26 protein-coding genes are annotated in these 25,414 nt (G+C 61.9%); 16 read left to right on the top strand and 10 right to left on the bottom strand.

The window, feature by feature from the left end:
• The first annotated feature begins 5 nt into the window (after window positions 1-5).
• Entirely contained in the window at window positions 6-1,670 is a 1,665-nt protein-coding gene (locus KPL74_17455) for an MFS transporter (protein ID QWT19521.1), read from the top strand.
• A gap of 65 nt (window positions 1,671-1,735) precedes the next feature.
• Here KPL74_17455 and KPL74_17450 read toward each other — a convergent pair whose 3' ends face one another.
• A complete protein-coding gene (locus KPL74_17450) occupies window positions 1,736-2,158 on the bottom strand; it encodes a hypothetical protein (GenBank protein QWT19520.1) in 423 nt (140 codons plus the stop codon).
• Window positions 2,159-2,262: 104 nt separating this feature from the next.
• Between KPL74_17450 and KPL74_17445 the strand changes: the two genes are divergently transcribed.
• From KPL74_17445 to KPL74_17425, 5 genes are all read left to right on the top strand, one after another.
• Window positions 2,263-3,327 carry a PA0069 family radical SAM protein gene (locus KPL74_17445; protein ID QWT19519.1) on the top strand — a complete coding sequence of 355 codons (1,065 nt, stop codon included), beginning with the start codon at window positions 2,263-2,265 and terminating at the stop codon, window positions 3,325-3,327.
• Window positions 3,328-3,768: 441 nt separating this feature from the next.
• Complete coding sequence (locus KPL74_17440) at window positions 3,769-4,797, top strand: hypothetical protein (protein QWT19518.1); 1,029 nt, start codon at window positions 3,769-3,771, stop codon at window positions 4,795-4,797.
• A gap of 232 nt (window positions 4,798-5,029) precedes the next feature.
• On the top strand, window positions 5,030-5,905 hold the full coding sequence (locus tag KPL74_17435; protein QWT19517.1) for a hypothetical protein: 876 nt from the start codon (window positions 5,030-5,032) through the stop codon (window positions 5,903-5,905).
• Between the two features lies 1 nt (window position 5,906).
• Window positions 5,907-6,590 (top strand): hypothetical protein, encoded by a 684-nt coding sequence (locus KPL74_17430; protein ID QWT19516.1) that lies wholly within the window; start codon window positions 5,907-5,909, stop codon window positions 6,588-6,590.
• Window positions 6,591-6,682: 92 nt separating this feature from the next.
• The gene (locus tag KPL74_17425; protein ID QWT19515.1) at window positions 6,683-7,432 is read left to right on the top strand and encodes a DUF4145 domain-containing protein; all 750 of its coding nucleotides are present in this window, start codon (window positions 6,683-6,685) and stop codon (window positions 7,430-7,432) included.
• A 162-nt stretch (window positions 7,433-7,594) separates the two neighbouring features.
• On the opposite strand, the gene KPL74_17420 is transcribed toward KPL74_17425, so the two are convergent.
• Window positions 7,595-8,365, bottom strand: coding sequence for a hypothetical protein (locus KPL74_17420; GenBank protein ID QWT19514.1), 771 nt, complete (start codon window positions 8,363-8,365; stop codon window positions 7,595-7,597).
• A gap of 467 nt (window positions 8,366-8,832) precedes the next feature.
• Between KPL74_17420 and KPL74_17415 the strand changes: the two genes are divergently transcribed.
• Window positions 8,833-9,171 (top strand): hypothetical protein, encoded by a 339-nt coding sequence (locus KPL74_17415; protein QWT19513.1) that lies wholly within the window; start codon window positions 8,833-8,835, stop codon window positions 9,169-9,171.
• Between the two features lie 60 nt (window positions 9,172-9,231).
• Window positions 9,232-9,561, top strand: a complete 330-nt coding sequence (locus tag KPL74_17410) for a TfoX/Sxy family protein (protein ID QWT19512.1) — start codon at window positions 9,232-9,234, stop codon at window positions 9,559-9,561.
• 40 nt (window positions 9,562-9,601) lie between these two features.
• Here the strand turns inward: KPL74_17410 and KPL74_17405 are convergent, their stop codons facing one another.
• The 3 genes from KPL74_17405 to KPL74_17395 all read right to left on the bottom strand — a co-directional run bounded on the left by KPL74_17405 (window position 9,602) and on the right by KPL74_17395 (window position 11,567).
• Window positions 9,602-9,985, bottom strand: a complete 384-nt coding sequence (locus KPL74_17405; protein QWT19511.1) for a DUF1330 domain-containing protein — start codon at window positions 9,983-9,985, stop codon at window positions 9,602-9,604.
• A 112-nt stretch (window positions 9,986-10,097) separates the two neighbouring features.
• Window positions 10,098-10,535 carry a heme-binding protein gene (locus KPL74_17400; GenBank protein ID QWT19510.1) on the bottom strand — a complete coding sequence of 146 codons (438 nt, stop codon included), beginning with the start codon at window positions 10,533-10,535 and terminating at the stop codon, window positions 10,098-10,100.
• Between the two features lie 21 nt (window positions 10,536-10,556).
• Window positions 10,557-11,567 carry a zinc-binding alcohol dehydrogenase family protein gene (locus tag KPL74_17395; protein ID QWT19509.1) on the bottom strand — a complete coding sequence of 337 codons (1,011 nt, stop codon included), beginning with the start codon at window positions 11,565-11,567 and terminating at the stop codon, window positions 10,557-10,559.
• 95 nt (window positions 11,568-11,662) lie between these two features.
• Here KPL74_17395 and KPL74_17390 point away from each other — a divergent pair, with 95 nt between their 5' ends.
• A complete protein-coding gene (locus tag KPL74_17390; GenBank protein ID QWT19508.1) occupies window positions 11,663-12,580 on the top strand; it encodes a LysR family transcriptional regulator in 918 nt (305 codons plus the stop codon).
• Here the strand turns inward: KPL74_17390 and yidA are convergent.
• Window positions 12,548-13,402: a sugar-phosphatase gene (gene yidA / locus KPL74_17385; protein QWT19507.1), complete on the bottom strand. Its 855-nt coding sequence runs from the start codon at window positions 13,400-13,402 to the stop codon at window positions 12,548-12,550. The two genes, KPL74_17390 and yidA, sit on opposite strands and share 33 nt — an antisense overlap.
• Before the next feature lie 78 nt (window positions 13,403-13,480).
• Window positions 13,481-14,149 (bottom strand): hypothetical protein, encoded by a 669-nt coding sequence (locus KPL74_17380; GenBank protein QWT19506.1) that lies wholly within the window; start codon window positions 14,147-14,149, stop codon window positions 13,481-13,483.
• Window positions 14,150-15,109: 960 nt separating this feature from the next.
• Between KPL74_17380 and KPL74_17375 the strand changes: the two genes are divergently transcribed.
• The 3 genes from KPL74_17375 (at window position 15,110) to KPL74_17365 (ending at window position 18,407) form a co-directional block, all read left to right on the top strand.
• A complete protein-coding gene (locus KPL74_17375) occupies window positions 15,110-16,123 on the top strand; it encodes an ATP-binding protein (protein ID QWT19505.1) in 1,014 nt (337 codons plus the stop codon).
• A complete protein-coding gene (locus tag KPL74_17370) occupies window positions 16,120-16,848 on the top strand; it encodes a hypothetical protein (protein ID QWT19504.1) in 729 nt (242 codons plus the stop codon). The genes KPL74_17375 and KPL74_17370 overlap by 4 nt, the downstream gene beginning before the upstream one ends.
• A 119-nt stretch (window positions 16,849-16,967) precedes the next feature.
• Window positions 16,968-18,407 carry a hypothetical protein gene (locus KPL74_17365; GenBank protein ID QWT19503.1) on the top strand — a complete coding sequence of 480 codons (1,440 nt, stop codon included), beginning with the start codon at window positions 16,968-16,970 and terminating at the stop codon, window positions 18,405-18,407.
• Window position 18,408: 1 nt separating this feature from the next.
• Here KPL74_17365 and KPL74_17360 read toward each other — a convergent pair whose 3' ends face one another.
• Entirely contained in the window at window positions 18,409-18,891 is a 483-nt protein-coding gene (locus tag KPL74_17360; protein ID QWT19502.1) for a hypothetical protein, read from the bottom strand.
• Between the two features lie 141 nt (window positions 18,892-19,032).
• On the opposite strand from KPL74_17360, the gene KPL74_17355 reads away from it, so the two are divergent.
• Window positions 19,033-20,202 carry an AI-2E family transporter gene (locus KPL74_17355; protein ID QWT19501.1) on the top strand — a complete coding sequence of 390 codons (1,170 nt, stop codon included), beginning with the start codon at window positions 19,033-19,035 and terminating at the stop codon, window positions 20,200-20,202.
• A 26-nt stretch (window positions 20,203-20,228) separates the two neighbouring features.
• On the opposite strand, the gene KPL74_17350 is transcribed toward KPL74_17355, so the two are convergent.
• The gene (locus tag KPL74_17350) at window positions 20,229-21,140 is read right to left on the bottom strand and encodes a LysR family transcriptional regulator (GenBank protein ID QWT19500.1); all 912 of its coding nucleotides are present in this window, start codon (window positions 21,138-21,140) and stop codon (window positions 20,229-20,231) included.
• Between the two features lie 147 nt (window positions 21,141-21,287).
• Between KPL74_17350 and KPL74_17345 the strand changes: the two genes are divergently transcribed.
• On the top strand, window positions 21,288-22,145 hold the full coding sequence (locus KPL74_17345; GenBank protein ID QWT19499.1) for an NAD(P)H-binding protein: 858 nt from the start codon (window positions 21,288-21,290) through the stop codon (window positions 22,143-22,145).
• A gap of 30 nt (window positions 22,146-22,175) precedes the next feature.
• On the opposite strand, the gene KPL74_17340 is transcribed toward KPL74_17345, so the two are convergent.
• Window positions 22,176-22,850, bottom strand: coding sequence for a hypothetical protein (locus KPL74_17340; GenBank protein QWT19498.1), 675 nt, complete (start codon window positions 22,848-22,850; stop codon window positions 22,176-22,178).
• 190 nt (window positions 22,851-23,040) lie between these two features.
• On the opposite strand from KPL74_17340, the gene KPL74_17335 reads away from it, so the two are divergent.
• Complete coding sequence (locus tag KPL74_17335; GenBank protein QWT19497.1) at window positions 23,041-23,775, top strand: SDR family oxidoreductase; 735 nt, start codon at window positions 23,041-23,043, stop codon at window positions 23,773-23,775.
• Between the two features lie 248 nt (window positions 23,776-24,023).
• Window positions 24,024-25,382 (top strand): TolC family outer membrane protein, encoded by a 1,359-nt coding sequence (locus KPL74_17330; GenBank protein ID QWT19496.1) that lies wholly within the window; start codon window positions 24,024-24,026, stop codon window positions 25,380-25,382.
• Window positions 25,383-25,414 lie beyond the last annotated feature (32 nt).

Here is a 25,414-nt window from a genome sequence, read left to right as displayed (position 1 = left end):
TCCCCATGGCAACCACCGCATCCGGCATGCGTGCCGACGGCAGCATCGGTACCAGCCACAAACGCGTGATCTTCGCGTCCAGCCTGGGCACCGTCTTCGAATGGTATGACTTCTATCTGTATGGCTCGCTCGCCGCGACCATCGGCAAGCAATTCTTCACCGCACTGAACGACACCAGCCAGTTCATCTTCGCGCTGCTGGCGTTCGCGGCGGGCTTCGCGGTGCGCCCGTTCGGCGCCATCGTGTTCGGTCGTATCGGCGACCTCATCGGCCGCAAGTACACCTTCCTCGTCACCATCATCATCATGGGTACGTCCACCTTCCTGGTGGGTGCCTTGCCTGGCTACAACACGATCGGCGTGGCCGCACCGGTGTTGCTGATCCTGCTACGCCTGCTGCAGGGCCTCGCGCTCGGCGGCGAATACGGTGGCGCGGCGACTTACGTGGCCGAGCACGCACCGAACGGCAAGCGTGGCCTGTACACCAGCTTCATCCAGATCACCGCCACCTTCGGCCTGTTCCTGTCGTTGCTGGTGATCCTCGGCACGCGCCTTGGCCTCGGCGCCGACACGTTCGATGCCTGGGGCTGGCGCATCCCGTTCCTGATCTCGGCCCTGCTGGTCGGCGTGTCGGTTTACATCCGCATGCAGCTGCACGAGTCACCGGTGTTCCAGCAGATGAAGGCCGAGGGCAAGCAGTCCAAGGCGCCGCTGACCGAAGCGTTCGGCCAGTGGAAGAACCTCAAGCTGGTGATCCTCGCCCTGCTCGGCGCCACCGCCGGCCAGGCCGTCGTCTGGTACACGGGCCAGTTCTACTCGCTGTACTTCCTGACCCAGAGCCTGAAGATCGACCCGACCACGGCGAACCTGCTGATCGCGGGCGCGCTGTTCATCGGCACGCCGTTCTTCGTGTTCTTCGGCTGGCTGTCGGACCGGATCGGACGCAAGACGATCGTGCTGGCCGGTTGCCTGATCGCGGCGCTGACCATGTTCCCGATTTTCAAGGGCCTCACCCACTTCGGTAACCCCGCGATCGAAGCCGCTGCCGCCACGGCACCGGTGGTGGTCACGGCCGACCCGAATGCGTGCAGCTTCCAGTTCGACCCGGTCGGCAAGCACACCTTCACCAGCTCCTGCGACGTGGCCAAGAGCGTGCTGGCGAAGAAGGGCATCCCGTACAGCAACGCGGCGGCGCCGTCGGGCACGCTGGCGACGGTGAAGATCGGCGACGAGGTGATCGAGTCGTTCGAAGGCGCGGGCGTCGACAAGGCGGCGTTCACCGCGCAGCAGAAGGCGTTCACCGGCAAGGTGGACGACCAGCTGAAGGCTGCAGGCTACCCGGCCAAGGCCGACCCGGCGCAGAGCAACTACCCGATGCTGGTGCTGCTGCTGGCTGTGCTGGTTATCTACGTGACCATGGTCTACGGCCCGATCGCCGCCTGGCTGGTGGAGATGTTCCCCACCCGCATCCGCTACACCTCGATGAGCCTGCCGTACCACATCGGCAACGGCTGGTTCGGCGGCTTCGTCCCGACCATCGGCTTCATGCTGGTGGCGTGGAAGGGCGACATTTATTACGGGCTCTGGTATCCGGTGATCGTTGCGCTGATGACGTTCGTGGTGGGGTTGTTCTTTGTGCGGGAGACGAAGGACGCGCCGCTGGAGCATTGATCGATAGGGGCATCGCGCGCAGGCGCGCTCCTACATTGGGGCGCGCCCCGGCGCGACCGTTCCACTCACCGCCCCAACGACGGCGACAACGTCCGGCACCACGGATCCAGTTCCGGATGCGGCCGCTGGGCACAATCCGACCGATGGTTCACCCCGCCATCCGCGGGGTTGTACCGCCCGCTGGCCTCCTGCTTGGGGCCCAGCTGGTAGAGCGGGCTACGCGGGTCGTTGGGATCGTTGACGTACCGCCCCTGCGCGTCCTTCTTCAGCTTCTTGTACTCGTCGTACTGTTCCGGCGTGGCGTTGTGGATCGACGCCTTCAGCTTCGGCGGCGGTGTCGTCGCGCTCGGATCGTGCTTGAACGCCTTCAGCTGACGGTCGATGTCCTGCTGGGCCTGGGCCTTCTGCGACGGATTGAGCTGGGCGTGGGCGGGCAGCGATCCGATGAGGAAAATCGTTGTAAAGCAGAGCGTTAGTGGTCGTAACATGGCATCTCCTTGTGCCCTCCCACCCGAGCTTAGCCAAACAGGCCGTGTCGTAGCCAGTGAGACTGACATGACGTACATTTGTACACATGTCAGAGCCCATCCCCATGACCCGCCTGCACAAGGGCCGCGGTGCCGCCTCCAATCCGGAGGGCCGCTTCGAATCCACGCGTTACCAGGCCGAGGACGACGGCTGGCACCGCGAGGAAGACGACCGCCGCCCCGCCACCAGCGTCCGCGAGGAATTCGCGCGCAGCGTCATCTCGCGCAACGACTCACCGGACATCGGCTTCGACCAGGCGTTGAATCCCTATCGCGGTTGCGAGCACGGCTGCATCTACTGCTACGCCCGCCCCTCGCACGGTTACCTCAACCTGTCGGCCGGCCTCGACTTCGAGACCAAGCTCTTCGCCAAGACCAACCTCGCCGAGATCCTGCGCGGTGAGCTGGCGAAGAAGAACTACACCTGCAAGCCGATCAATATCGGCAGCAACACCGATCCGTACCAGCCGATCGAGAAGCAATGGCGGTTGACCCGTGCGGCGCTGGCGCTGCTCAACGAGTGCAACCATCCGTGCACCATCGTGACGAAGAACGCGCTGATCGAGCGCGACCTCGACATCCTCGCGCCGATGGCCGAACGCAACCTCGTCCAGGTGTTCGTATCGGTTAACTCGCTCGACAACAAGCTCGCGTCGAAGCTCGAGCCACGTGCATCGGCTCCGCATCGTCGCCTGCAGGCGGTGAAGTCGCTACGCGACGCCGGCGTGCCCGTGGGCGTGCTGGTCGCGCCGATCATCCCGGCGCTTAACGAGAAGGACGTGGAAGGCATCATCGAGCGTGCCGCGGAAAACGGCGCCAACTCGATTGGCTACACCTGCGTGCGCCTACCGCATGAACTGAAGCAGCTCTTCCGCGAGTGGCTGGAACTGCACTACCCCGATCGCGCCGCGCACATCATCAGCCTGATCCAGCAGATGAATGGCGGTAAGGACTACGACAGTAATTTCGCGACCCGCATGCGCGGGCAGGGCGTGTTCGCGGACATCATCCGCAAGCGGGTGCAGGTGGCTACCCGCAAGGTGGGGCTGCACAAGGCGTGGGATACGGTGCTGGATACGTCGCGGTTCGTGGCGCCGCGGATTGTTTCGCCGCAGGGAGAGCTGTTTTGACCATGTTGAGTAAGCAGATCCGAAAGCAGCATTTCTAGCTAAGCGCCCCGATGAGATCGTAGTTTGGTTTCTGGTATATACCGATACATTCGAAATCCGGGCCGCCGGCGGACGGCCCCAGGACCAGATGATTGCTACCGCGCAGTCGATGGGACATAGCTCGGGTTTGTCCCATGCGCGCGCACGCGACGCATCCATACCGTCCGTGGGATGTCGCAAATCTACATTTGCGTACCGAAGGGCGCTCGGGAAAAATTGAATCGATAAGCAGTAGGATTGGACAGGGGGAGACGGCACTTGCCCGTCTTGATGTGGGCTCGTATGAGCGGTAGGGGCGATATCACCTTCCAGAAACGTTCCGACGTGCGCTGAGACCATCAGCGGAAAGGAAGGTGAAAAATCGGCAAATAGCTGTACATCTAATGGATGGGGATAGCGAGGATGGCAGGGGAAAACGAAAACAAGGCCAAGATGGCTGAGCGCCTAGCCGACGACATCTTTGGCGAATTCATGTGGGAGCGAGTAGGTCCGAAAAACATCAACTGGGCTTGCAGTGTGCCAGAGCTGCATGGCACAGAGACGCATCCAGCGGACGTTGTCTTTTACTACGACGAGCCGTACTCGAGAAGCCGTACCTACGTGCATTGCGACCTCAAGAGCTACGGAAAAAAAACGATAACTAGCGCATCTGTCCAAGGAGCCTTGCGTAGCCTTGCCCGACAGGCCATGTGCGCCGAGACAAGCGAATCGTGGCAAGAAAACTACTTACACGAAGGACACACACCAAACGTCCGAGGCCTCCTTTTCATCTACAACCACGACGGGCAATACGATAAGGATTTCGGAACGCACCTAGCAGGCTACCGCAACGAAAAGTTAGACCTAGCCGAAGGCACTTCTATCGCGGTATTCGGGCCAGAAGACGTATTCTGGATAAACAACGTGGCTATGGATATTCGCCAGCTGCGCGGGCGTAAAGGCGACGACAGCGTGCCTATGTACGAGCACTGCAGGTTCTATTACCCGGATCTCGACAGGCACGCGAACGTGCAGAGAGATCAGGCCAAGGCCGCAACACTCGAGATGCTAACCGGCCCATGGATCATCATGCAGTACCGCCGCCCACTGACGGCGGTTGAAGGCATCCTAATCTACTACCGGCGTGCAGGTGATTCCGAAGAAGAGTTTCTGTACCTTCTCGACTATCTTCGCCACTATCAACTGATCGGATCAGCGGAAATCCGTATTCGAACGCTGAACGCCGCGCAGCACACTAAGGCCGTATTCCAACGAGCTTGTCAGCGCTACGTGGCAAATTACGAGCCGGCGGAATCAGGGTCCAGTGACGGCGCTAATCTATCTCAGAAAAAGAGCGAATTCCGGCTACAGGTCGAAGCAATCAAGATCGACAATCTGAATCAGGTCCAAGCCGTATTTTCTGAGGTCACGGTAGGAATGGATTATGTCTAAGCCGCCATCAATCCCGTTCGCCACCGACAAGGACATATACGATCTCTTGCAGGCATCCAAGCAGCGTCTGACTCCGAGCGTTCTCCATGAATTAGGGAGAGATCGCGGAATCTTCTACTCGCACCGAGAGTCTCGCGAGACGTTAGCGGACCGCTTGTCGCTCCTGCAACATGACTTCCACGATGTCGCTGGCATGATAAAACGTGGGGAGCCGTCACGTCGAGGTGAGCGTATGGCTACCGTAACCCTTTCGGAAGAGGTTTCGCAGAGCGAACTACGAGACGCCATAGCCAAGTACCACGGGCTGAACCCCCGCGACGATGTGGCTGCGCGAAAACGCGGAACCACTGAGTTGATCATGGCCGTCGGTTACGAGGAGACGGAGTATTCGAGAACTCGTCTTCTACAGAAGACCCTGCGTGATGCCGAGCTATCTTTCTCCAACGAAGGAGGAAAGACGGTAGTCCGCATTCCCGCCACGGAAAAGTCACGGACGATTGTCGCTCAAATCAATCGAATCTTAAGTGAAACTTCTAGACCGAAGATCTCAACATCAGAAATCCGCGTGTCCCACCTCGGAACTCCCGAAGCCAGGACGGCGTTTTTCACCAGCCTCATCGTGAGCATCGCTGGACATAAGCTTCAAACGGTCACGAGAGTTCGTGTCGCAACTTTGCAAGCTGGCACCGCTCACGCGGATGATCTCGACGTAGCAATCGAAGAAAACAAAGCTGCCGAACAGGAAATGCTGGGTATCGTGAAGCATGTGGCACTGAGTGGGGACAATCTGGTCGCGTCGAGCATGTTTCAGGACCTAATTGCGAAGGGTTTTTTCGTGACATCCATCTCCTGGCGGGCCGTACGGAACGAAAAACCTCCCCACATTCTGTCCCTTGAAGCAGCATTCGAAGGCAAGGCCGATGGTACGGGGTTCAAATACGGTGTCACTGGCGTAACAGCTTTTGCTAATGGCAGCTACAATAAATCGCAGCGACCGCCGCAAGATGGAGAGAGAAAGCAGCTACTTTTATTGTTGGAAGCTGCAGCCGAAAGCAGCCTTGCGAAGGCAGAGGCATTGGACGTGACGCCGATAGGGAGCGACGAATAGCATGACTCGTCACCGCTGGATGGCAGCCTCTTGGCCCATGGACGCCTCGAAGCTAGCAAAAGGACTACGTACAAACCCATTCGACCCCGAACGAGCATCAGGATTTGTCGTCGACCGCGTAAGAAAGACGTACGTCGAAGCCAGGTACGTTGAGCGCCTAGAGTTCGATATAACTGACATTGATCCTTTCGGTGAAGAGTTCACCACTCATCAGATTCAGTATAAGCAGTACGCATTCGTTGCGAATACGGGCGAGTCCATCCTGGAAATGGTGAACGAGCCTAGATCGTCGAACGTACTCATCTCCTCGCTATCTGAGGTCTGTGGTTTTCGATTGACCGTGGAACAATCACGCGTCGACGCATTGCAGTGGCTGCGCCTGCTTGAACGAAATTCTGGCGAGGCATGGCGCGTTGAATCACTTCAGCTATCAGGAATCAGAATCACGCCAAGCATATCAGCCAAGGCGGTGCTTTCCGGTACTGGTAACGTCGTCGATTCGGTATCTGATCTTGTCGGGCGGAAACCCCATACGATCGATAAGATAAAGGCACGTCGTACGTCCGATAGGCGCGGAGCCGTCATACTCGCGCGAGATGCAGTCGCCTCCGTCCAAGGATTTGGAAACGAGGAGCAGATAGTTGTGCAGATTCTCAGAGACACCTTGGGTCAAGCGGTGATGTAGTGATCACGTATAAGGCAGAGACCACGAAGTCATGAGACAGTCGATGATAGCGCCGTTGCCAGACACAAGGCTGCACAGGGAAGGATGAGATTATGAGCGCAACAACACGATATGAGGCTACGGGTGAAGGTGAACGATTTAAACACTCATGCAATCGCTGCCGCGTTGAAACATGGCATCGAAGGATAACCGGTGTGACGGAGCATGGAAGCGAACACTCCCCAGGCTACGTCTACCACTGGACAGAGGAAAACATGATTGTCCAGTGTCAGGGCTGCGATCAGCTGTCCTTTCAGCGCCTTTCGACAAACTCTGAGGACTACGATCCTCGTTCAGAAGAATATTTGACGACGCGCGAGCAGTATCCTCATCGCAATGTTTACACACCGCGCGCGGAGATATGGCAACTGCCTTTCGAGCTTGCTGAGATTTATCGCGAAACGATCAAGGCCTTCGATGGAGGGCTCATGGTCCTGACGGGTCAAGGCATCAGGAATATCGTCGAAACTTTCTGTAGAGTCCTAAACGTTAAAGGTCGCGACCTTGACAAGAAGATAACCAAGCTCCGCGAGCGATCACTCATCACCGAGGATGGCGAGCAGTGCCTGCATGCCATCAGAGAGCTAGGCAACAGCGCGACTCACAGCGCAGAGAAGGCGACGCCGAAACAGGTGACTGCGGCCTTCTCAGTGATCGACCACATGCTTGAACAGGTCTATACGTTAAAGCGCGTGAGTCAAAATGAACTGAAAAGGCTTCCAAGAAAGGAGGCCCCGGTCGAGCCAGCCATGCAAGAGCTGGGGAATTTAATGCCGTCGGTTGAAGACAGCATTGCGAATTGAGGCAAGGATATTACTCGCCTGAAGCTTTGGACAACGACCAGTTTACGTCTGCACCGATGCGTAGCGAACCGAATGGAAATGTACCTAGCGCAGCTGCCGGATTCCGCATCGCCGCGCCCACTCAGGAATCCACACAGCGATTAAGTTCGATGGAGACTACCGCTAGAACGCGTCGGAAACGTCTGGGCTGATACCCATCAACACGAGGCCTGGGAGAAAGGTAAGGCTTTTCCTCGTGAGAACTTCTTCGTACGTGTCGTCCGGATACGACTCCACGTAAGTGACGGCCGGGACAATCAGTGCTGCTGTGTCAAGCAGGGCGGCGTTTGTGTAAAGCCATGGACGGCCGTGCTGGACGGTGCATAAGTACGACTTAATGTCTGCTACCGTTCGCGCACCAGCCTCGCTTGCGCGTCCGCCATCACTACCCTCGATCCATTCGTGAAATACCGCCGCAGCGTATAGCGTCCTTCCAGGTTTAAACGCGCCGACTTCGCTGAACATATCGAATATCCTGATCAGTCGATCTATGTCTTTCTTGATGCCAGAGAAATTGCCAACACTCAGCTTAGCTTCGACCATAAGCAACGGAAGGCCGGTCACACCCCCCGGCATTACCAAGACATCCAAGCGCTTACTATCTTTCTTTCCGAAAAGATACTTCGCCCGTATTTCTTCTCGTACCTCGCCGGGTTGCTCGTTCAACATCGAGAAGATAAGAGCAATCGCACGCAGATCCTTCATAGGAGCCTCGACACAGACATCATGATCGATATCTGTGAGCGACTTGGCTACTTCGATTGTCGTAATGTACTCTGGACGAAGCTCCGGATTATTGGTGCTGTCGCCCTCGATGCCAAAAAGTAGTCGCTTAGTATCCAGAGCATTTAGTACGCCAGCACAGATTCGCCTTGTGATTTCTTTAGCATCCACGAATTAGGCTCTCCACGGGTCAGTTCGCGCCTCTTTCTCAAGCTGATAATCGTCCTCGATCTTGAGGCTAAGTGCCACAAGTCTGGTCCTGATGCCTCATCGCGCAAGCCGTCGTGCATTATTCAGCGGCTCTCCGATGAACTCAACGCGCGTGATGATAGAAGAGCTGGGATTCAACGTGGTAAGGGGTGAGGAGGCTATCGTCTGCGATCCTGCCGAACATCGAGGGCGATTCGAGCATCCCGGTCCTAGAGTGTGTCGATCTCGAACCAATAGCTTGTTCAGAAATGGGCACTTCAGAAAAGGTTTGAACACGCTACGGCATCGCGGCATCGCTGCATCGCTGAATCCACTGCTACGCCCGCCCCTCGCACGGCTGACTCAACCTGACGACCGGCCTAGACTTCGAGGCCAAGCTGTTCACCAAGACCAACCTCGTTGAGCTTCTGCGCGGCGATCCGGCGAAGATGAACTACATTCGCAAACCGGTCAGAATCGGCAGGAGAACCGATCCGTATCGGCCGGTCGAGAAGCAATGGCGGTTCACGCGTGGGGCGCTGGCGCCGCTCAACGAATGCAAGCATAAGTTCACCAACGTTACCAAGAACACGCTTAGTGAACGCGCCCTGGGCATCCTCGCGCCGATGGCCGAACGCAACGTGGTGTTGGTATTCGCAGACGTCATTCGCAAGCAGGTGCAGATGGCCACGCGGACGGCGGAGCTGCACAAGGCGTGGGATACGGTGCTGGATACGTCGCGGTTCGTGGCGCCGCGGATTGTTTCGCCGCAAGGGGAGCTGTTCTGACATCGCGCATCGCGATACCGTTTATCACCGACACTGCGCAGGGCGACGAGGGGGAAACACATGGGCTCACAGCAACGCACGGCAGACTTCATCCTCGACCAGCTTTCATCGCTCGGCAAAGTCTCGGCGAAAAAGATGTTCGGTGAATATGCGATCTATCACGGCGAAAAGGTGATTGCCTTGATCGCGGATGACCAGCTTTTCGTCAAGCCGACCGATGGAGGCAAGGCCTTCCTCGGTAAGTGGGAAGAAGGCCTTCCTTATCCAGGCGCGAAGCCGTGCATTCTCGTCCCGGGCGACAAGTGGGACGACCGTGACTGGCTATCGAAGCTCATGATCGTTACCGCCAGCGAGCTGCCCGTGCCGAAAAAGAAAGTATCGAAGAAGTAGCTTTTCCGGCGCCACGAGCGGCACGCTGGCTGCACGTCAACTACTGGCCAGTCGAGACGACATCTCCAAAGGGTTTGGTCGGCTGCAAAACAATATCCGCAATCGCCGAAACACCGACCTTGAAAGCCACCTGATACTCCGCATCGGCCACCATCGTCTTGAACGCGGTCCGGTTCGGATACTCGACCAGCACGACGGCATCCCAGCCCTGCGTATCCCCCTCGGTAAGCACGGCAAGCCCATCGCCGCCGAACACGATCCTCGCGCCGAACCGCGCCAGGATCGGCCGGGCCATCTGGAGATACTGCAGGTACCGTTCGCGCCCGCCATCGGGCTCGAAGCGGATCAGGTTCAGCATGACGATGGGCGCGTCGTCTTGCTGGGTGAGGAAGGCGTCGAGGGCGGTGGGCGACAGGGCAACCATGGGGTTTCCTTTGAAGGCAGTGTGGGAAGAACGTTCCCGCCAAGGAATACCACCCCCCACTACCTGGAATTGTCAGCAGCCTTCCCTGGCATCGCCTTCCCGGAAAGACGAATCAGGCCAGCAGCCCCAGCGCACGAAGCGCGTCTTCCCCCGCCTCGTGATCCTGCACCGACGTCCCGCCGGAAATGCCGATACCACCGGTCAGCGCACCGTCGACATAGATCGGCAAGCCACCGCCCACGGGCATCAGCCGTGGGTGGTGTGCCAGCGGGGCGACCGTGGGTTCGCCCATGTAGCGGTTCCAGTCATGCGTCGATAGCCCGAACGACGCCGACGTCCATGCCTTGTCGGCCGCGACCTCGGCGGTGAGGAATGGCGCCGAGTCGGCGCGCTCAAGCACACGCAGATGGCCTCCCGCGTCGGTGATCGCGATCGTCGGTGCAAAGCCGCGTGCTTCGCAGGCACGGCGTGCCTCGGCCAGCAGGGCGTAAGCCGCTTCCAGGCTAAGCCCATGGGTAGCGACGGTCTTCACGTTCACTGGTGCATTCATCGGAGAGTGTCCTGTAACCGATCAGCGAACGACGACGACCTTGCCGATCATGCTGCCAGCCTCGACCAGCGCATGCGCTGCCTTCAAGCCGGCGGCATCGAAGCCATCGATGCGACGCGTGAGCGTATGCACCAGGTCGCCGCGATCGACGAGCTCCGCCACGCGACGCAGCAAGGCATGCTGGCGCGCGATGCTGCGGGTCGTGAAGATCGGGCGGGTGTACATCAGCTCCCAGTGGATCGAGATCGACTTCGTCTTGAACGGCCCGATGTCGAGGTTCTTCGGATCGTCGATGAGCGCGAACTGGCCTTCGGGGCGAAGCACCTCGGCGATCTGCGGCACGTAGCCCGCGCTTTCGTTGAGGCCGGCGACGTAATCGACGTGCTCGATACCCAGCGCTTCCAGCTGCGCAGCCCACGGCTTGCGATGATCGATCACGTGGTGCGCACCGTGCTCCAGCACCCACTCGCGGGTTTCCGGTCGCGATGCCGTGCCGATGACCGTCAGTCCGGTGAGTCGACGGGCAAGTTGGGTCAGGATCGAGCCCACGCCACCCGCTGCACCGGTGACCAGCAGCACGCCGTTGTCGGTCGGGTCGGCTTCGTGCACGCGGAGGCGATCGAACAGCAGTTCCCACGCGGTGATCGCGGTAAGTGGCAGCGACGCCGCCTCGGCGAAATCCAGCGACCGCGGCATCGGCCCGACGATGCGTTCGTCGACGGCGTGCAGCTCGCTATTGCTACCCGGCCGGGTGATGTCGCCGGCGTACCAGACGCGGTCGCCCGGCTTGAAGCGCGTCGCCAGAGGACCCGTGGCACGGACGATGCCGGCGGCGTCCCAACCGAGGATGCGCGGGCCGTCGGCGGGGATATCGCCATTCCGGCGAACCTTGGTGTCGACGGGATTGACCGACACGGCCCGCACCTCGACGAGGATGTCGTGCTCGCGCAGGGTCGGCTCGGGGAGGTCGAAGTCGCGCAGCGCATCCGGGTGGTCGACGCGCTCGTTGCTGGAGAATCCGATCGCTTTCATGGAGATCCTTTGGGCAGGAAAGGCTTCATTGTGTCTTTATCGGAATCGAGTAAAAATCGGCCTGCATCGTTAACACTTTCTGCGGAATCGGGAAAATGATCCGGCTCGACGACGTCCAGATGTTCGTGCAGACCGTTGAAGCAGGGAGCTTTTCGGAGGCCGCCAGGCAGCTGAATGTCGCGCCCGGCCTGGCCAGCGTGGCCGTGCAGCGGCTCGAGAAGGCGGTCGGCGCGCGGTTGTTCACCCGGTCCACCCGGCACATGCAGCTGTCCGAAGATGGCGAACGCTACCTGCCGCATGCCCGCGCGATGCTGGACGCCCAGATCCAGGGCAGGCAGGCGCTGGCCGAGACCCAGGAAGCATTGACCGGCCCGCTGCGCCTGTCCGTCTCCTCCGATTTCGGCCGCAACGTGTTGCTGGGCTGGCTGGACGAGTTCCAGCACCGCCACCCGGGTCTGTCGATCCATCTGCGCCTGAGCGATCGCGCGACCGATCTTGTCCGGCATCCCGTCGACGCCGCCGTGCGCTATGGGCCCCTGTCGGATTCGTCGCTGGTGGCCATGTCGCTGATCGAGGACAACCGGCGTTCGCTGTGCGCCGCGCCGGCCTACCTGGAACAGCATGGCGTGCCGACGAGCGTGGACGACCTGCGTCGCCACAACTGCCTGCGCTTCGTCTGGAGCGAACAGGTGCATGAACGCTGGCGCTTCACGCTGCCCGGCGGCGACAAGACGGTCACCGTCTCGGGCAATCGCGTGAGCGACGATGCCGATGCGGTGCGTCGCTGGGCGGTGGCGGGCGAAGGCCTGATCTACAAGTCGCGACTGGACCTGATCCGCGACCTCGCCGCGGGCCGGCTACGGGAAGTGTTTCCGAACGCCCATTGCGAGCCCTCGCCACTGAACCTCGTCTGCGCGCATCGCTCGCGGCTCACGCCCGCCATCACGCAATTGCGTGACTTCCTCCGCACGCGGTGCGCGTCACTGGCCGACAGCCTTCCGCCGAGCCGCTGACCGGTCGGCATCGTCCGACAGCACGTAGTGCTCGATGGCGAGCGCGACACCTGCTTCATTGTTCGTGGCGGTCACGTGGTCGGCGACGGCCTTGACGCTGTCGATCGCGTTGCCCATCGCCACACTGACGCCGGCGAACTCGAGCATGACCAGGTCGTTCTCCTGGTCGCCGATCGCCATGATCCGTTCCGCCGGAACGCCCAGCTGCGCGGCCAGCGTCTGGAGGGCACGGCCCTTGCCGGCTTCCGGATGCAGGATCTCGAGGAAGTCCGCGGCGCTTTTCACCACCGTGTAGCGCTCGGTCATTTCCGGCGGTAGGTGGGCGATGGCGCGATCGAGCACGGCGGCGTCGTCGACCATCATGAACTTGCGGAAGCGCCACGCCGGCTGCACCTGCTCGACCGAGCGATAGATCAGCGGCGTGCGCGAGATGTAGGCGTCGCGGACCGTGTGCGAGCTGATGTCCGCGTTCGGCGTCATCATGCTGCGTTCGTAGAGCACGTGGAAATGCACGCCGAGCTCGCGTGCCACCTTCTCGCAGTAGATGTAGTCGTCGTAGCCGAGCGTCGTCTCGGCGATGACCTTGCTGCCCGAGGCGTTCTGGATCACGGCACCGTTGAAGGTGATGCAGTAGTCCGCATCGCCGGCGAGGCCCAGCTCTTCGAGGTAAAGCTCGATACCCGAGAACGGTCGGCCCGTCGCCAGCACGATGCGCACGCCCCGGGCACGGGCAGCCGCGATGGCGTCCTTTACCCGGGTGGGGATGGTATGGGCGGAATCGAGGAGCGTTCCGTCCATGTCGATGGCAATGAGATCGATCATCAGGGGCATCACGTAGGGGATGCCCTGAATATTAGTGCATTGCAGCAATTATCAAGCTTGCAGGCCGCCCGGCGCGCCTTATTGCGGCATGGCGGGCGGCGGTGCGGGCGTCCCGTCCGACCAGGTGCTGGTGCCCACCAGCAGCACGGAGACCGGCGGCAGGGCCGCGGCATCCTTCGCGTGTTCGGGTGCGAAGAACCAGTAATTGCCGCCCATCACCGGCGAACCGTCCAGGTTGGCGCCCCACTCGGCACCCTCCTTGAACGGCATGTAGAACATCACATGCGCCATGTGGTGTTCGCCCATGTCGGTGAGATAGGCGCCCCTGGACATCATGAAACACATCGCGCCCGACGCCAGCGAGGGGATCGCCTTGCCGTGCAGTTTCGCCTTGATGCTGGTCCAGATCTCGGCATCGGACTTGCCGGCCAGGGTCATCTGGGTGCGCAGCGTGTCGATCGGCAGGATCGACTGCACGGCTTGTGGGTTGAGGCAGGCCGGCGCGCGGATCTTCGGATTCCAGCGCTCGTTCCAGTCCGGCGCGCCCGCGAAACCGCGCTCGACCAGGCAGACGAATCCGTTGGTGCCGGTCGACGCCGTCTCGTAACCCGTGCGCGTCATGACGAGCACCGTGGCGTGATCGGAGACCGACGGTGGCGCGGCGCTCTTCGCCAGCGCGATCTCGTCGGCACGGCTCATCAGATAGGCATCGATCGGGGCCATGCGCGGATAGGTATCCGCGGCCATGGCGGAAAATGTGCTGAGAAATGACACAAGTGCAGCGACACACATCGATCGGGTCGTGCGCATCCCTTCCTCCTTCGCTACGCTGGTCGTGATGTCCGGTAGGCAGTCGTCGTGGCTGGGCCGTTCGCTTGGTGGATCATGCGCCGACAGACAAGGGGCCGCAACGACCTTGGGCCCTTGACGCACACACCCGCCATAACGACGATGGCACACGCCATTACCACAGGGATCCGGTATGAAGTCTTTCCTCGCTGCTGGGCTGTTCCTAGCGTTGCCTAGCGCCTCGGCACAGCACTTAGCAACCCGCCAGCGCATGGATGCCCAGACGACGCAGAACGACGGTGCCTCAATCCGCCGTATGGATATGGGACGGTAAAACCTTGACGATGAACTACGGCAACAGCGAGAGTTCGTGTCAGCCTTTCGGAGCCCTCGCTAGCCAGTCGGAGACGCCTCCCATTCGAACAAAGAGAGAGGCGCCTACGGCTGAACACGTCAAGACATCACAAGTCAGAAGCTCAAAGGCTCGTGTTGCATTTCGTAGCAACATTGTCGGGCCGCTCCCACCAAGCGATCACACGCGAACAAAGGGAAAAAATGCCAAGGATTGAGTCGGTATGGCTGCGACCGAAGAACGGGCCAGAAACGAATATTCTCCTATTGCCAACCCAGGGTAGCGAATCCGCGGTGACGATTGTTACGGGGAGAAATGGCTCGGGGAAAAGCACCTTACTCAAGACAATCGTCTCTTCTCTGATTTCATCGGACCATTTGGATTCCGTGGAGCTTGTAAAGCCTTCGGTCGATACCGGTAGTACGCGGGTTATATGTTTCTCCGGCTCCGCTGTGGATCGATTTCCGGCAAAGTCGAAGGGCGGCAGGCCCACGGATTTTGACAAGCCAAACTATCTATATTTCGGACAGCTAGTTGGCGCGAATCTCCTGAGTAGAAGGGAGCCCATGGAGGCCCTTCTTCCCCTCATGCTTGCTGAGGAGAATTGGGCGCGTTTCTCTCACCCGGTGTTCTCAGAATCACTGAAGACGATAGGTCTCTCTGCTGTACTAAGCGCCAGGGTCGAAACATCGACCCATCTCAATCGCAAGCTTATTAGAGATCAGTACACACTCCGATACATGCAGCGGCTTGCTAGTGGGACTCGATCTCAAGCGGATGAAGGGGTGAAAGGACCGCGAGTTTCGAAAGAACGCGCCGCGTACATCCTCTCAACAACTCATTACGACGATTTTGAAAACCTCGACGAGTTTGTGCGCGCCGGAGGGCGTCATAGCGTGCTGAGCCTCGGAGGAGAAGATCCCTTGGTAAACAGTGGCAAGGTAGCGATCTCTCCGGGTGCGATCAGGCTCGGTCTAATGAATGACTATCTTCGCATTCTTGATATTGAGGTTCGTCCGCTTCATAACGCGAATAAATTTGAGACCTCGAAATCAATATCGATTTTTGAACTGAGCTCAGGCGAGTTCCACTACTTCACAGTTGCGATGGGCGCGCTGTTTGCGGTGGCAGATGACGCCGTCCTCTTGATCGATGAGCCCGAGGGAAGCTTGCATCCACAATGGCAACTTCAATTGATGGATTTGCTCTCTTCACTTGTTCAAGATCACCGAGACTGCCATTTGATTGCAGCCACGCACTCGCCGCTTATTGTTTCGAATGCGCCTGAAGATGCGGCAGTAGTAGATATGGACGCCCCCGAGGCGAGCGAGCCCGGCGAAGCAGCCTATGGTAAGTCTTCTGACCAGATCCTTTTCGAACAATTTGGCATTGCTTCAAGTAGAAACAAAGCTATCGTCGACGTTGTTCAAAAGGCGGTAGGGCTCGTAGAGCGTAACGAGCATCAATCGTCGGAGTTTGAAGCTCTGCAGAAGGAGCTTTCAAGCATTCGAATCAGACTGGACGAGGGCGATCCGCTCGTTGAGGTGATTGATGCACTAATCAGTCTGGGTGAAGTATGACTATTCGTCCAGGCTTCGAACATATTTCTCCTTCTCCGACAATGACGGGCAATGTCACTATGGCGCGTTTGCTTCGCTTCGATTGGGACAGCAATGCCACCGTCGTGCGCGCCTTCAAGGTGAATTTGAAAGCCGATCTGCGCAGAGCACAGCACGGTCGATGTTGCTACTGTAGGCGGCATCTTTCGGATGACAACGTGACCCACCTTGAACATGTACTGGAGAAGGCGTCTTTTCCAGAATATCGCTTCGAAATTCTAAACCTTGGCTTGAGCTGCGCGACATGCAACACACAGAAATATCGCGCGTATCGTCATTTTCAATCGTTGATCAAAGCGAAGGTATCGAAGCACGTGTTTCCTGATCCTGGAAGCAGAATCAGCCAGGTATTGAAGAATATCTCGCCTTCGCCCTCATCGCTTCCGGTATCGGAAAGTGACTATCGGTGGCTGCACCCTCATCACGACCGATACAGTCAACATATAACGATTCTAAAAGGCTGGATTTATCGGTGGCGTACTGCCAAAGGAAGGCGAACGGTTAGAGGGCTTGATCTCAATGCATTGGCGCTCCTAGAAAGGCGCGCGATGGAAGAGCGGATCAACGCGCGACGACAGCAAGGTGCGCTTTCGTGGATGGTTGGCGCATTGGGCGAACTCACGTTTAATCAAACAGCCGATGTTTGCGCGGCAGTAGCAAATTCGATCAGGAGAGCAAAAAAGTGACCCCGTGTTTTGACAAGCGCGGACACTTTCGCGACAAAATCGAAACTTGGGTTGTCGGTAATGCTCTGCGCAGTCACACGACAACGCGATGGCCCAAGCCACGACCAAAGGGATCCGGTATGAAGTGTCTGCTCGCCGCCGCGTTGCTGCTCGCGCTGCCCGCCGCCTCGGCACAGGACTGGGCCGCCAGCCTGCGCATGGATGCCCAGGCCATGCACGACGATATCGCCGTGAACCACCCGGGCCCGGTCGATCCGGAAAACCCCGGTTTCGCCGCGAAGAACGACCAGGGGCTGGCGCTCGCGCTGCAACGCGCGGAGCAGACGACCGACTACACGGGTTACTTCTACGCGCTGGCGGCCTACTCGGCGGTGTTCAACGACGGCCACCTCGGCGTGTTCGTCCCGGAAGGCATCAAGGAGCCACCTGTTGAAACCCGTTGGCCGGGCTTCCTCACCGCGTTCAACGCGAAGGACGAACAACGCGTGGTGACGCGCGCCGACGATGCACCCGTGCCGCTCGGTGCGTTGCTTGTCGGTTGCGACGGCAAGGACGCGGCCACCCTTGCCGCCGACAACATCGGTTCCGTAGGCGGTCGATGGAGCCTGCATGCGTCGCGCGTGGTACGCGGGCGGCGTCTGTTCACCGATATCGGTAACCCGTGGATCCAGCGTCCCACGCATTGCACTTTCGCCTACGACGGCGAACAGCACGAAGTCGACCTCGCGTGGCATCCGATCGACCAGGGCGAACTGGGCAGGCGCCTTGCCGCAGCCTATCAACGCAAGGCCGAACCGATCGGCATGCGCACGCTGCCGGACGGCACGGTGTGGATCGCCCTCAGCGACTTCGACGGTAACCTCGAGCACGCGGCGGCCAAAGCGCTGGAGCCACTGATCGCACGGGTGCAGGCGCAGCGCGCGACGATCCTTGCCGCTCCACGCGTGGTGCTCGACCTGCGTGGCAATGACGGTGGCGATTCCCGTTGGGGCGATGGCATCGCGGCGGCGCTCTGGGGAACGCCGGCGGCGCGTGCGGTCAACCTCAGTCCGAAGCGCGTCGACTGGCGTGCCTCGAAAGACAACATCACCCAGATCAAAACCTACCTGGCCATGTGGTCGGCGCATCCCGACTCCCCCGCCGGGAACATCACCTGGGCAAAGACGACCATCGCCGGCATGCAAACGGCGATGGCGAATGGGCAGCCGTTCTACAGCGAAGTGAGCGATCCCGCGCCGCCGACACCGAAGCCGCCCGCCACGCACGCGCGCATCTACATGGTCACCGACAGTGGATGTGCCTCGGCCTGCCTGGACGCCGCCGATCTGTTCCTCGCCCTCGGCGCGATCCATGTCGGCCAGGAAACCAGTGCCGACACGGCCTACATGGATATCCGCCAGCGCACGTTACCCAGCGGCCATGTCGCACTGGCCGTCGCCATGAAGGTCTATCGCGGCCGCCCGCGCGGAAGCAACGTGCCGTGGGTGCCGCGCTATCCGTACGAAGGCGACCTCGCCGACACCGCGGCGCTGGAACGGTGGATCGCCGGCTTGCACTGAGTCACGGCGACCCGGTTCGCGCATCGGTTTCGCGCATGGCTTGCGACGCCGTGTCCAGGTAACGCGCGGCGGACGCATCCAGTCGCTCGCGCGTCCAGTCGGTCTGGTCGAACAGCTTGTAGTAGGTGTCGGCCGTCTGGGCATCGCCGATGCGGGCGGACAGGTAAGCCGCCAGGTAGGCGTTGTAGTTGGCGTCGAGCCGCGTCTTGTCGCGGCCATCGACGCTCCACCACGCGACCTGGAACGGCCATGCCAGGTCCCACGCGTCACGGTCCAGCAAGGCGATGGCGTTGGACGCTTTAGCGAACGCCGCGGCCTGCTCCAGCTTTCCCTCGCCGTAGGCATGGACGGCGTTATCGGTCAGGACCTGCGCGGATTGCATGGTGGTGGCCTCGGCATAGACGCGCGAGGCGTGGCGGTCGAGGGCGCCCATGGCGATGGCGCCGAGCACGATGCCGCCGAGGAGCAGGAAAACAGACTTCATGCCGGAGTGTCCTTGTCGAGGCATTGGATAGGCTGGATCGTACCCATACGGGATCATCCGCGCGATGGCATCGCCTTCACGCGATTCGCTCACCCTGCATGTTCCACTCCGCATCGCTTACCGCACGATCCGGGGGAATCCATGCACAGCCCAACACCCGACACGGCGCCTACCGTCGAACCCAAGGTCTCCGACGCGCTCGACGCAGCGGTCGACGATGCCGAGATGCCCCTGCCCAGCGACCCGAAGACGGTCTTCCTGGGTGGGCTGTTCGTGCTTGCCATGCTGGCGGCCTCGTTCGTCGCCCGCGAGGTGATCCTGCCGGTGGTGCTGGCCTTCATCCTGAAGCTGTTGCTGCAGCCGGTGATGCGGCTGTTCGAGCGGATGCGGGTACCGCGCGTGTTGGCCTCGTTGCTGATGATCGTCGCCTTGTTCGGCATCCTTGGTGGACTGGGCAGCGCGCTCAGCGGCCCGGCGGCGAACTGGGCGAAGCGCCTGCCCGAAGGCCTGCCGCGCCTGCAGGAGCGGGTGAAAGTGGTCAGCGGCCCGCTGGATAGCCTGAAGGGCATGATCGACCACGCCAAGGGCATGGTCGGCGCGGGTGACGCGGGCCATGCGGCACCGGCCGCAGCGAGCGCGGCGCCGGCCAGCGCGACCGATATCCAGTCGACCATCCTCGCCGGCGTGCAGACCTTCGCCTCCGAATTCCTGACCACCTTCCTCGTCCTGTTCTTCCTGCTCAACTCCGGCGACACCTTCCTGCGACGGCTGGTCGAAGTGATGCCGCGCTTCAAGGACAAGCGCCAGGTCATCGACATCTCGCAGCAGGTCGAGTCGGATGTGTCGTCCTACCTCGTCACCATCACCGTGATGAATGCCGCCGTGGGCGTGGTGACCGGCCTGGCCATGTGGGCGCTCGGCCTGCCCGACGCCGTGCTGTGGGGTGCGGTGGCCTTCCTGCTCAACTACGTGCCGATCCTCGGTCCGCTGGTCGGCCTGGTCACCTTCCTCGGCGTGGGCATGCTCAGCCTCGATCCGCTGTGGAAAGCCTTCATGCCGATGATCCTCTACGGTGCGATCCACGTGATCGAAGGCGAGACGATCACGCCGATGCTGCTGGCGCGCCGCTTCACGCTCAACCCGGTGCTGGTGATCATCTCGCTGTTGTTCTGGGACTGGATGTGGGGCGTGCCCGGCGCGATCCTCGCCGTGCCGATGCTGGCCATCACCAAGATCGTCTGCGATCGCATCCGTCCGCTGGCGGCCTTCGGCCACTTCCTCGAAGGCGAGAAGCGCGGCATCGAGCCTTAGCGCACCGTGCGGCGGGCGCCGGGCCGTCAGGCGTGCCCGGCGCCCGCCAGCTCCACGCAGAAATCCACGAACGCGCGCACCTTGGGCGATGCATGGCGGCGCGACGGATAGAACGCGTAGAGCGGGAACGTCTCACCCGTCCACTCGGGAAACAACTCGACCAGGCGTCCGTCGGCCAGCGCATCGCGCACGCTCACCGCGAGCACCTGCGCGATGCCGGCGCCACCGAGGCAGACCGAATACATCGTGCCGGAGTCGTTGACCAGCAACGGGCCTTCGGTGCGTACTGCGAGTACCTTGCCGCGCCGGTGGAACTCCCAGTCGAACGGCCGCCGCGTGACCGGATCGCGGAACTGGATACAGCGATGCGACGCGAGGTCCGCGGGCGCCTTTGGCTTGCCGAACGCGGCGATGTACGACGGTGCGGCGACAGTGAGCACCCGCGTGTCGAGCAGCTTGCGCGCGACCAGCGACGACGACGGCGGCTCGCAGAAACGCACCGACACGTCGATGCCATCGGCGACGAGGTCGCCCAGTTCGTCGCGCGTGATGATCTCGATTTGCAGGTCCGGATAGCGGCTGAGGAACTCACCGAGGCGCGGCGCGATCACCTGCCAGGAAAACATCGGGTCCAGGCTTACCCGCAGCCGGCCGCGAATGCCCTGGGCGTCGCCGGCGGCGGATAGCGCGGCATCTTCCAGGCCGGACAACAGCGGGCCGACCTGCGCATACAGCCGTTGCCCCTCGTCGGTCAGCGTCACCGAGCGCGTGGTCCGGTGCAGCAGGCGCACGCCCAGCCGCGCCTCGAGCCGGCCGACCGCGCGGCTCACGCCCGACGGGGTCAGGCCGAGGGCCTCCGCGGCGCGGGCGAAGTTTCCTGTATCCACCACCGAGACGAGGATGGAAAGGTTGCCGAGCAGGCGGGTGTCGGTGGTCATGGGCGGTCGTCGATGGGCGGTGATGGCATGGTTCTACCACGTCCAGTCGTGACAAAAGATCACTAAAGAACTGCCCGTTCGTCGCTTCAGTCACGAAAGCCACGGGCCTATCTTTCCCTCCGTCCCCACGAACCGAGGAGAAAGACCATGTACGCCATTACCGGTATCACCGGCCAGGTCGGCGGTGCGCTCGCCGATGCGCTGCTCGCCGCAGGCAAGCCATTCCGCGCCGTCGTCCGCGACGCGGCCCGTGCGGAACGCTTCTTCGACCGCGGTGCGGAGGTCGCCGTCGCCGCGCTCGACGACACGCCGGCACTGACCCGTGCCTTCGAAGGCGCCGAAGCGGTCTTCATCCTGTTGCCGCCGGCGTTCGACCCCGCCGTGGACTTCCTCACGGCCGCCGACCCGGTCATCGACAGCATCCATGCCGCGCTCCTCGCCGCCCAGCCGGGCCGCGTGGTCGTCCTGTCGACCATCGGTGCCCAGGCCGCCGAGCCGAACCTGCTCTCGCGGCTGGGCCGGATGGAAAACGTCCTGGCCACGTTGCCGATGCCGGTGACCTTCCTGCGCGCCGGCTGGTTCATCGAGAACACCCAGTGGGACCTCGACGCCGCGCGTAAGCACGGGGTCATCGACAGCTTCCTCGCCCCGCTCGACCGGAAGATCGCGATGGTCGCGACGAAGGACGTCGGCGAAACGGCGGCGCGCTTGCTCGGCGAGCCCAGCGAAGGCGTGCGCATCGTCGAACTGGAAGGCCCGCAAAGGACCAGCCCCGACGACCTCGCCGCCGCGCTGGCCCGGGTGCTGGGACACGACGTAAAGGCACGCATCGTGCCGCGCGACGCATGGGAAGCGCGCTTCAGGGCGGAAGGCATGCACAACCCGACGCCGCGGATGCGCATGGTCGATGGCTTCAACGAAGGCTGGATCGCCTTCGGCGCAGGGACGACGAAGGGCACGACCTCAGTCGACGAGGCCATCGGCGCACTGGTAGGCCGGCGCTAGCGAGTGCGTGCAGCGCCCGCGGGCGCGGCGTCAGTGGGCGTCCGGCGTCACCCGGTTGAACACCCGCCACACCGTGACCGGTTCGGAACGCTGCTTCGAACCAATCTCGGTCCGTACGGAAAGCTGGTGCCGATCCGGCGACAGCGAGTAACGCTGGGTGACCTGCATGCGGCCGTCGCCGCCGGACTCGACGACGAACTCGCTGTCGTACCAACCGGTGGCGATGCCGTGCGCATCCTTCGCGGGCTGCGATACCAGCGGCAGGTCGCGGTGGACGCCGTCGTTGACCATGTGCAGGGTCGTGGCGTCCTGGCTGATCGTCATGCTGACCGGCCATGCGAGCTGGCGCGTGCTGCCGTCGGGACCGCCACCACCATGGCCGTGCTGGCCACCGCCACCGCCGCCCATGCCACCGCCACCCGCCATTCCGCCACCACCACCGCCGCCGAACCCGCCACCGCCCATCCCGCCGCCGCCGTGGCCCCCATGCCCGTGATGGCCGCCACCGACACCGCCAGCGGAGGTGTTCCCGGCGGTCGACGGATCCTGGCTGCGCGAGGGGTCGAGCTGCCACTGGCCGCTGAGGTCGACGGGCGTATCCGGTGCCGGCTTCAGCGGCAGCATGCGGTTGCTGGCGCAGCCCGCGACGAGCAGGCCGACATAGATGGCGGCGTGGGTAAGGGCGCGCTGGGGGATGCGTGGCATGGGGTGGGTTCTGGCGGTGGTCGACGAAGGGATGCGGCGCGGCGCGGGGGCCGCTGCCACGCTGCTAACGGCCATGCCCCCGCCGCGGTGGACAGCGAATGCCATCGCGACGGTTGTGATGCACCAGCGATGCCCTCAGGTCGAAGGCAACGATTCGATCCGCTCACCACTGCTTGGGAGATACACAGCAATGAACGACGCACAGAAGGTGGCCCTGGTCACCGGCGCGACCCGTGGTATCGGCCTGGAAACCGTCCGCCAGCTGGCCGCCACCGGCATCAAGACCCTGCTTGCCGGCCGCGATGCCGCGCGCACGAAGGAAGCGGCGAAGAAGCTGCAGGACGAAGGCCTGCCGGTCGAGCCGATCGTGCTGGACGTGACCGACCCGGCATCGATCGCCGCGGCGGCGAAGACGGTCGCCGACACCTATGGCCGCCTCGACATCCTGGTGAACAACGCGGGCATCCTCGTCGACGCGCTGGACAAGAAGCCGTCCGAGCAGTCGATCGAAACCTGGCGCACCACGTTCGACACCAACCTGTTCGCGGTGGTCGAAGTCACCCAGGCCTTCCTGCCGCTGATCAAGGCCTCGCCGGCCGGCCGCATCGTCAACGTGTCCAGCCAGCTCGGCTCGATCGCGATGCACCTGGATCCGTCCTCGTCGATCTACGGCTTCAAGATCCCGGCCTATAACGTGTCGAAGACCGCGGTGAATGCGTGGACCATCCACCTCGCCTATGAGCTGCGCGATACGCCGGTGAAGGTCAATGCGATCCACCCGGGCTACGTGCAGACCGAAATGAACGGCGGTCACGGCGAGATCGACGTGCCGACCGGTGCGAAGTCGAGCGTGCAGATGGCGCTGCTCGACGCGAACGGCCCTTCGGGCACGTTCACCTACCTGGGCAAGACCCTGCCCTGGTAACAGCCCACGGCCGGCCTCGCGGGATCCGCTCCCGCGGGGCCCGCCTGCAGGCGTCGATGGCGGCGGGCCCGAACGGGCGGTGACCGCCGTTGTCCGCCCCGGCCTGTCCGCGGACACGCCCAGCACCGCTGGCCCGGTCCAGGGCCTGCCGATAAACACTCTAAGAAACAGCGGCCTACGCCGCGCCCCTCGACGTGGCACGGGAGTTGCTCCCCGCCGGGAAGCCTCCGTGCGTCCAGGGAACACCCATGCAAACGAAAACCCTCTCGGCCTGTCTCTCCGGTTTGCTGGCCCTGGCCGGCGGCCTTCCCGCCGTGGCGAGCGCCGAAGACCTGATGGACATCTATCGCGAAGCAGTCGCCAACGACCCGGTGCTGGCCAGCGCGGATGCGCGGCGGCTGGTGGTGGCCGAAGGCGTGCCGCAGGCTCGGGCCGCCTTGCTGCCGCAGTTGAACGCCGGCCTCAGCCTGCAGCAGTTCCACCCGGCTTACTCGGGCGCGACGAACAGCGACGGCACGCCGAACACGAACACGACCGATGGGCACAGCCGCCAGCGCGACCTGACCCTCAACCTCGACCAGACCGTGGTCGACCTGTCGAAGTTCGCGCGCGAACGCCAGGCGAAGCAGACGGCCGCGTCGCAGGACGCGACCTACGAAGGCGAGCTGCAGGATCTCTATGTCCGTTCCGCCACGGCCTACTTCAACGTACTGGTGGCGCAGGACCAGCTCGAAGTCTTCAAATCCTATGAAGACGCGTACAAGCAGCAGTACGACCAGGCGACGGTGTTGAACGACAAGGGCCTCGCCCCGCAGGCCGACCTGACCCAGTCACGCGCGTATTACCTGTTCATCAAGTCGTCGCGCGTGGATGCGGAGAACGCATTGAAGGACGCGCGCCGCGCGCTGCAGCAGCTGACCGGCAAGGAACCCGGCACGCTGAAGACACTGCGCGACGACATGCCACTCGATCCGCCTTCGCCCAACGATGCGAACGCATGGGTGGAGGAGGCGATGCACACGAATCCCGATGTCGTCGCTGCCACGCACCTGGTGAGCGCCGACGAACACTCGGTGAACGCGGCACGCAGCGGCCACCTGCCGACGATCAACCTCTCCGTGGGCTACGACAAACTCGGTGCGTGGTCGAACGCGTATCGCGGCGGTGCCGGTTACGGCCCGGGCAGTACCACCGTCGGCCTGGTGTTGTCGGTGCCGTTGTTCAGCGGTGGCCTGACCCAGTCGCAGGTACGCCAGGCGCTGCACCAGCGTGACGAAGACCAGAGCGACCTGGAAACGCTGCGCCGGCAGACGGCGCGCAACGCGGTCAACTACTTCAACCTGGTCACCGCTGGTGTCGGGCAGGTGAGCGATGCGCGTGATGCGGTGGATGCGGCGAAGAAGTCGCTGGCGTCGCTGCGCGCCGGTTACGACATCGGCACGCAGAGCCTGACCAACGTGGTGGTTGCGATCCAGATCCTTGCCGAGGTGCGTAACCAGTACACGGCGCTGAGGCACCAGTTCATCCTCAACAAGTTGTTGCTGAAGCGGACGGTGGGTACGGCGCAGTTGAAGGATGTGGAGGACATCAATCGGTTGTTGCAGTAATGACGTGACAGGACGACGCAGGCGGCGAGCAC

Origin of the sequence: Bacillus sp. NP157 (assembly GCA_018889975.1) — a bacterium.
GTDB lineage: Bacteria > Pseudomonadota > Gammaproteobacteria > Xanthomonadales > Rhodanobacteraceae > Luteibacter.
This window is presented reverse-complemented; position numbering and strand designations above follow the sequence as displayed.